Genomic DNA, 8,262 nt, shown 5'->3' on the forward strand with positions numbered 1-8,262 from the left:
GGCCAAATATGATTACTAAACTTTTTACCATGATAGTTGGCAGCCGTAACGACAGAACCTTAAAGCGGCTGCGTAAAGTTGTAGATGAAATTAATGCCATGGAGCCTACATTTGAAGCCCTTTCTGATGCTGAGCTGCAGGCTAAAACCGTTGAATTTCGCCAGCGCCTAGAACAAGGTGACACGTTAGAGCAATTATTACCCGAAGCGTTTGCCACTGTTCGTGAAGCATCGCGTCGTGTATATGAAATGCGTCATTTTGATGCACAGTTAATTGGTGGCATGGTATTACACAATAACCAAATTGCGGAAATGAAAACCGGCGAAGGTAAAACTCTTACCGCAACCTTACCTGTTTACCTGAATGCGCTTACTGGACGCGGTGTGCATATCATTACCGTGAATGATTATTTAGCGCGTCGCGATGCGGAAACCAACCGTGCCTTGTTTGAATTTTTAGGGGTGAGTGTCGATTGTAACTTGTCTGGCATGGATTCTGCTGAAAAACACGCCGCTTACGCCGCTGATATTACCTATGGTACCAATAATGAATTTGGTTTTGACTACCTGCGTGACAATATGGCGTTTTCCCCTGAGCAACGCGTGCAGCGCCCGCTGAACTATGCACTTGTGGATGAAGTTGACTCGGTATTAATTGATGAGGCTCGTACGCCGCTGATTATATCCGGCCCTGCTGAAGACAGCTCTGAGCTTTATATTCGTATTAACACCCTGATCCCTAAATTGGTTAAGCAAGACGAAGAAGATACCGAAGAGCATATTGGCGATGGCCACTATACGGTAGATGAAAAGAACAAACAGGCGTTGCTTACCGAAAATGGGCAAATTTTTGTTGAAGAAGAGCTCAAGCGCATGGGCCTTATTGAAGAGGATGACTCTTTATTTTCAGCCGGCAATATTGCTTTACTAGCGCATGTGAATGCAGGTCTACGTGCTCATACTTTATTTGAACGCAACGTTGACTACATAGTGCAAGATGATGAAGTGATCATTGTAGATGAGCACACCGGGCGTACTATGCCTGGGCGTCGCTGGTCTGAAGGTTTGCATCAAGCGGTAGAAGCGCGAGAAGGTGTCACCATTCAGAATGAAAACCAAACACTGGCGTCTATTACCTTTCAAAACTTCTTTCGATTATACGAAAAGCTTGCCGGTATGACCGGGACCGCCGATACGGAAGCATTCGAATTTCAAAGTATTTATGGCCTAGACACAGTGGTTATTCCAACCAATAAACCCATGGTTCGTAAAGATATGGGGGATTTGGTGTACCTGACTGCTCCAGAAAAATATCAGGCCATTGTGGTCGATATTAAAGATTGTGTAGAGCGAGGTCAGCCAGTATTAGTGGGGACTGTGTCTATTGAAAACTCTGAGCTGCTATCGGGTATCTTAGATAAAGAAAAAATACCGCATCGTGTACTTAACGCTAAATTTCACGAAAGTGAAGCGCAAATTATTGCTGAAGCCGGCGAGTCAGGTGTGGTGACCATCGCGACCAATATGGCAGGCCGAGGTACAGATATTGTATTGGGCGGTAACTGGGCCGCTGAAATTGAAAAGTTAGAGGCGCCAAGTGCCGAGCAAATTGCAGCAATTAAAGCTGATTGGAAAGTGCGTCACGATGCGGTGATTGCTGCCGGTGGTTTACATATTATTGGTACCGAGCGTCATGAGTCTCGTCGTATCGATAATCAGCTACGTGGCCGTGCAGGGCGTCAAGGTGATGCGGGTTCAAGTCGTTTCTATCTATCGATGGAAGATGCATTAATGCGCATTTTTGCCTCTGATCGAGTGACCAATATGATGAAAAAATTGGGCATGGAAGAAGGTGAAGCCATTGAGCATCCGTGGGTGAGTCGCGCCATTGAAAATGCTCAGCGTAAGGTTGAAACCCGTAACTTTGATATTCGTAAAAACTTGCTTGAGTTTGATGATGTGGCTAATGATCAGCGTAAAGTCATTTATGAGCAACGCAATGAATTATTAGATGCCAAAGACATTAGCGAAACCATTACCGTGATCCGTGAAGATGTGATGAACGGAATCGTTGATGAGTATATTCCCCCACAATCTCTCGAGGAAATGTGGGATGTTCCGGGCCTTGAACACCGTTTGCAAGCTGACTTTGGTTTAGAAGTACCAGTGAGTGCTTGGTTAAAAGAAAATGATAAGCTGCATGATGAACAGCTGCGAGAGCAGATATTAGCGGTAGCAGCCAAAGATTATGCTGATAAAGAAGCTGTAGTTGGCGCAGAAGCAATACGTCAATTTGAAAGCTCTGTTATGTTACAAACGCTTGATACCTTGTGGAAAGAGCATTTGGCGGCCATGGATCACTTACGCCAAGGCATTCACTTGCGCGGCTATGCACAGAAGAACCCTAAGCAAGAATATAAGCGTGAGTCTTATGAGCTGTTTACTCAGTTGCTAGAAAACTTAAAGCGTGAAGTCGTGAGCATTATTAGTCGTGTTCAAGTGCAGAGCCAAGAGGACGTTGAAGCTGCAGAAGAAAAACGCCGTGCCGCAGCAGAAAATCAAGCACAAAGCTACAACCACGCCTCTGCTGAAAACCTATTAGAAGACGAAACGCCGGCGGCCTCGCCTGACAGCACCCCGTTTGTGCGCGAAGGGCAAAAAATAGGTCGTAATGATGCTTGTCCCTGTGGCTCAGGTAAAAAGTATAAACAATGCCATGGTAAGTTAAGTTAAGCTTGCTACTTGTAAATTTATGCTAAATTAGCACAATATAAACCGCCGGTAAGGCGGTTTATTACTTCATAAGTGAACTGAAATAATGACTGTTTAGCTGGCTAGTAGAACTGTATACAAAATGAGTGCGCATTGTGCGTGTTTTGTGCATATAATGTACGGAAAGTGGATGTCGTTTGGCAATTGGAGTGCCCTATGCTTAAAAGTTTAACCTTGAAGGTGTTAATTCGTCTGGTGTTCTTGGTGGTATTAGCTGTTGCCTTAGTGTTTGGCGCAACTCTTTACTTCTTATTACAGTCTCAGCAGTCGGTGAGTCAAACTCAAGAGGTACGCTATCAGTCTTTTAATTCTAGCAATATGATCCGTATGTATTCGCTAGAGCTGTCAAATGACATCCGTAACTATGCTGTGACCGGCGACCCTAGCTACTTAAAGAGCTATGAATCCGTACTTGATATTACTTTAGGCCGTGCGCCACGTGCCGACGGTCGAGTGATATCGAATGATGATTTGCTTGCGCAATTACCATTGAACGCGGTAGAGCGTGAGCTGCTAGAAGTAGGGGTTGGAGCGACCGTAACTATGGCTGCTATCGAGGAAAAAGCCATTGCCTTAATTAAAGCGGGGCGTGCTGAACAGGCACAACGTTTGGTGTTGGGGGAAGAGTACCATCAAGGTCGTATGACAATGGCAAGCTCGGTGAATAGCGCCATTTCTAAGTTAATTACTCGCCTAGAAAATCAACTAAAGGCGGAGTATCAGCTTAATCAGCAGCTGGTATTTTTAATGACGGGCTTAGTGATACTGTTTGTATTATTAAGTTTACTACTGGGCTGGACATTAAATCGTCTGGTCTTACAGCCACTAGGCGCAGAGCCTAGCGAAATGGAGCGAGTGGCGGCGGCTATTGCAGAGGGAGATTTGAGTCTAACCTTTAACCCTAATGCTACTGGGGTGTACGCTAAACTGCAGCACATGACTGAAAGACTACGTGAGGTTATTGGACATATTCATCTTTCTAGCAGCAGTTTATCGGCGGCTGCGGAAGAAACCTCGGCGGTGTCTTTACAAACTAGTGCTAACTTAAGCCGCCAGCAGCTTGATACCGATCAAGTCGCGGCAGCGGTTAACCAAATGTCAGCCACCGTGCAAGAGGTGTCACATAATACCAGTTTAGCTGCCTCTTCTGCTCAGTCTGCTAATGAGTCAGCCGATCAAGGCCGCGCTGTGGTACAGCAAACCGTGGCCTCTATTGGCAAACTGGCTGATGATGTCGTATCTACGGGCTTGGTCGTGCAATCACTCGCGGATAGCAGTACGCAAATTAGTACTGTGGTACAGGTGATTCAAGATATTGCCGATCGCACTAACTTATTGGCGCTAAACGCGGCCATTGAAGCGGCCCGTGCCGGTGAGCAAGGTCGAGGATTTGCGGTAGTGGCCGATGAGGTCCGACAATTGGCAGGCCAAACCCAAGCCTCATCGCAAGAGATCATTACTACTGTGGCTAAATTGCAAAGTGATGCCGAGCAAGCAATGGACGCCATGAGTAATGGTCGCCAGCAAGCCGAACTCACGGTGGGCCAAGCGCAAGAAGCGGAACAAGCACTAGAGCTGATTAGTACGGCGGTGCAAACGATTAATGATATGAATACACAAATTGCGACTGCCGTAGAAGAGCAGGCGACGGTAACCGAAGATATCAGTCGTAATTTAACCGTTATTAGTGAAATTAGCGATGAAACGTCAGCTGGTGCAGAGCAAACCTCAAGCGCCAGCCGTGAGCTTACTGAGCTTGCCGCGAGCTTACAGCAGTTAGTACAAGGATTTCGCCTGCGTTAATTACGCGAAAAACCGATAGTTTAGTCATATTAATAAGCCCTCAGTAGCCAAGTGCAGCTGAGGGCTTTTTTTCGTAGTGCTCAAATTAATTTAGCAGCGGTATCGGGGTTGTGGTTTTGTAGCAATAAATGTGGTTAGTTGAGAGTTTATGGTTAAATAAATGTTTTGTGAAATTAACATTGTGGTTGATGTTACTTTCAGGTGGAGATTGTTTAGCATAACTTACATCTTGTATACAATTTAATGATTTATTGTGCGCGTTCTTTCTTAAGATTAAGTTAGTAAAGAGTATAATAACGTCACGATATGAATTTATTTAGAAGTTAAGAATGCTCAAAAATTTAACATTAAAAGCCGTGATCCGCCTAATTTTTTGGGTGGTGTTAGCACTCGCTCTGATGCTGGGGGGGACCCTATACTTGTTGCTGCAATCGCAACAAGCTGTCGACAAAGCACACAATGACCTGTTTGATTACTTCAATAATGCCGGCATGGTGCGACTCTATTCCGCTGAAAAGTCTACCTCGATTCGTGACTATGTTGTCACCGGCAATCCCGAGCAGTTAGCCGTATATCAAAAAGCCAAATCGGTAACCGAAGGGCACTCCCCACGAGTAGATACCCGCACTATTTCAGATAAAGACATGTTAGACCAAATGGACATGACTCCTGCTGAGCGTAAAACACTAGACCGAGGCCAGCAGGCTGTGCTTGTGCTAGAAAAATTAGAAAACGAAGCGATTAGCTTAATGCAAGCTGGCAACAAGCAAGCAGCACAAAAGCGTGTGTTAAGTGAGGAGTATGATCAATCGCGTTTAATTGCGGTCAATACCGTTGATGAATTCATCACTTTATTACTCGACCGTTTATATGGCACGCTCGCCGCAGAAGAGCAACACAATCAAACCTTAGTCGCCGTTATGGTGTCTATCGTGGTGGTATTAGTCGGTTTTAGTTTGTTGCTTGGCTGGGTATTAAAGCAAACGGTATTGCTCCCGCTTGGTGCTGAACCCAGTGAAATGGAACGAGTTGCTAACTCCATTGCTAATGGTGATTTAAGTATACAGTTTGACGGTAATCACACCGGTGTGTACGGTAAATTACAAAATATGACCAACAATTTGCGGGAGCTTATTAGTCATATCCATGAGTCGAGCAATAGTTTGTCGGCCGCGGCGGAAGAAACCTCGGCGGTGTCCTTGCAAACTAGTGCTAACCTTAGCCGCCAACAACAAGATACTGATCAGGTGGCTGCAGCGGTTAATCAAATGTCCGCTACGGTACAAGAAGTATCTGGCAACACCAGTTTAGCTGCTGCGTCAGCCAGCTCTGCAAATGAAGCGGCTGAACAGGGCAAAGTGGTAGTGCAGCAAACGGTATCCTCTATTAGTCGTCTTGCCGATGATGTAGCGGCAACGGGTCGGGTAGTACAGTCGCTGGCTGATAGCAGTACGCAAATTAGCTCTGTCGTTGAAGTTATTCAAGAAATCGCCGATCGTACTAATCTATTAGCCCTAAACGCGGCCATAGAAGCGGCACGCGCCGGTGAACAAGGTCGTGGTTTTGCGGTGGTGGCTTCTGAAGTGCGTAATCTCGCTGAACAAACCCAAAACTCGTCCCAAGAAATTGTCACTACTATTGCCAAGTTGCAAGAAGACGCCAAGCAAGCCATGCAAGCCATGAATGGCGGCCGCCAACAAGCTGAGCTAACAGTAGGCGAGGCTCAAGAGGCGGAACAAGCGCTAGAGCTGATCAGTGGGGCGGTACAAACCATCCACGATATGAATACGCAAATCGCCACCGCGGTGGAAGAGCAAGCCACGGTGACCGAAGATATCAGTCGCAACTTAACGACTATTCATGAAATGGGCGATGAGACGGCTGCGGGTGCCGACCAAACAGCCAGCGCAAGTCGTGAGCTCACCGAGCTGGCGTCGGGCCTGCAGCAGTTAGTGCAAGGCTTTAGATTAGAGCCAGGTACTGCACGTCGCAGCTAATGTACGTAGCTTAATAAGGTTAAGTCGGTCTACTAATTTGTAATACGTTAGTATTCGCGGCAGATAATAGCAGACCCAGTCGTTTTTGTTCAGCGACTGGGTCTTGTTCATTTTATGGCTGCTCAGTATACTGCCGACTCTCAAAATATGGGGTTGTACATGTTAAAACTGTTGCGGATTTTATTATTGATACTGGCTATGGTGCTGGTGTTCATCTTAGGTAGCCTAGTGTGCGTGTTGCGCCCTCGTCACCCTAATAATGTGTGCTTTTTGGGCCGGCTGTTTAATAAAGCCTGCATCATTATCGGCCTTAAAGTCACGTTTAGAGGCTACGAGCACGCTAATGGCTTGCAGTCGGCTGTATATATCGCCAATCATCAAAGTAACTGGGATATTATTGCGCTCACGGGGGCTGTGATGCCGCGTACAGTGGCCATTGGTAAAAGTAGTTTATTTTGGATCCCGTTATTTGGTCAGCTATTTTGGTTGAGTGGTAACTTACTTATTAATCGTGAAAATAAAGCTAAGGCCGCCAGCACCATAGGTAAAGTTGTCGATAAAATACGCCAGCGTAATATGTCTATTTGGATGTTTCCAGAAGGAACTCGCAGTCAGGGTAAAGGTTTATTGCCTTTTAAAACCGGTGCTTTTCATATCGCCTTGCAAGCGAATGTGCCTTTAGTGCCCATTGCCTGCTCTAGCTATTTTGGCCAGGTTGATCTTAATCGCTGGGACAATGGCGAGCTCATTGTAGAAATAATGCCGCCCATTTCGGTTGAAGGCTATGAGCCAAAGCAGATACGCGACTTATTGAAACGCAGTCGCGCTGTCCTAGAAACGCGTATTGCCGAGCTAGACCAAGAAGCCCGACGACCGTTAAGTAAATAATAAGGCGTGATGAATACCCCATCACCCCATCGTTTAGGTGCGGTGTCTCTCTCACCCCTTGTATCTTCCCCCTCACAGTATTCACTAGGAGCCAATATGACTGCATTACAAGAATGGAAACAAGAAACCCGTGATATTATCAGTTCACTACTTGATGACGGCAGTAACCCCAATGTGGAGTACACCATAGAGCATCATTTTTCTGGCGCGGACTTTGATCGCCTCGAAAAAGCGGCCATTGACTGCTTTAAAGTTGGGTTTGAAGTCAGTGATGCTGAAGAGCTTGAATTAGAAGATGGCCAAACGATTTTATGTTTTGACGCTATTAAAGAAGGGGCATTAAACGAAACCGTCATTATGGAGCAGGTTGAACAACTGCTAAAAATAGCTGAAAAATACAATGTGGAATACGATGGTTGGGGCACCTACTTTGAAGAGTCATAGTGATACGGCACTCAGCTAATGATCAACCGGACTGTGTGTTGTCTCACTGTGTCAAAGGAGTCTTGCAATGAGTAATCCCTATGACCCTCATGTGTTGTTGTGGGACGAATATAAATACCGCCATGATCATATCTGGCAAAAACTGTTTCAAATTACCATTGCCGTGGTCTTGTTGGGTGCGGTGCCTTATCTTAAACCCGAGATCACTCAAGTATTGCAGGTGTGGATTCTTATCGCGCCGTTACTTGGTAGTATGCTGGCTTTTATTACGCTGGTATTAATGCATGTTGAGCTGACTTTGTTTGCTAAAATTGCTGGTGCTCATCGCGCGTATCAAGAAGAATTAGGTCTTATTGAAC

Annotated in this window: 6 protein-coding genes; all 6 read left to right on the forward strand. The window is 45.7% G+C overall.

Translation table 11 applies throughout. The features are described from left to right. Positions 1-8: 8 nt before the first annotated feature. Entirely contained in the window at positions 9-2,732 is a 2,724-nt protein-coding gene (secA, locus tag ACTHY5_RS03250) for a preprotein translocase subunit SecA (protein ID WP_441876291.1), read from the forward strand. A gap of 195 nt (positions 2,733-2,927) precedes the next feature. Beyond that, entirely contained in the window at positions 2,928-4,574 is a 1,647-nt protein-coding gene (locus ACTHY5_RS03255) for a methyl-accepting chemotaxis protein (RefSeq protein WP_441876293.1), read from the forward strand. A 329-nt stretch (positions 4,575-4,903) separates the two neighbouring features. Continuing rightward, on the forward strand, positions 4,904-6,571 hold the full coding sequence (locus tag ACTHY5_RS03260; RefSeq protein WP_441876296.1) for a methyl-accepting chemotaxis protein: 1,668 nt from the start codon (positions 4,904-4,906) through the stop codon (positions 6,569-6,571). A gap of 159 nt (positions 6,572-6,730) precedes the next feature. Beyond that, entirely contained in the window at positions 6,731-7,459 is a 729-nt protein-coding gene (locus ACTHY5_RS03265) for a 1-acylglycerol-3-phosphate O-acyltransferase (protein WP_441876299.1), read from the forward strand. A 96-nt stretch (positions 7,460-7,555) separates the two neighbouring features. Then, complete coding sequence (gene rraB, locus ACTHY5_RS03270) at positions 7,556-7,903, forward strand: ribonuclease E inhibitor RraB (protein ID WP_441876302.1); 348 nt, start codon at positions 7,556-7,558, stop codon at positions 7,901-7,903. A gap of 67 nt (positions 7,904-7,970) precedes the next feature. Beyond that, positions 7,971-8,262: hypothetical protein (locus ACTHY5_RS03275; RefSeq protein ID WP_441876305.1), on the forward strand; the 292-nt coding region annotated here is incomplete at its 3' end.

This window comes from Oceanisphaera sp. (assembly GCF_052084945.1).
Lineage (GTDB): Bacteria > Pseudomonadota > Gammaproteobacteria > Enterobacterales > Aeromonadaceae > Oceanimonas.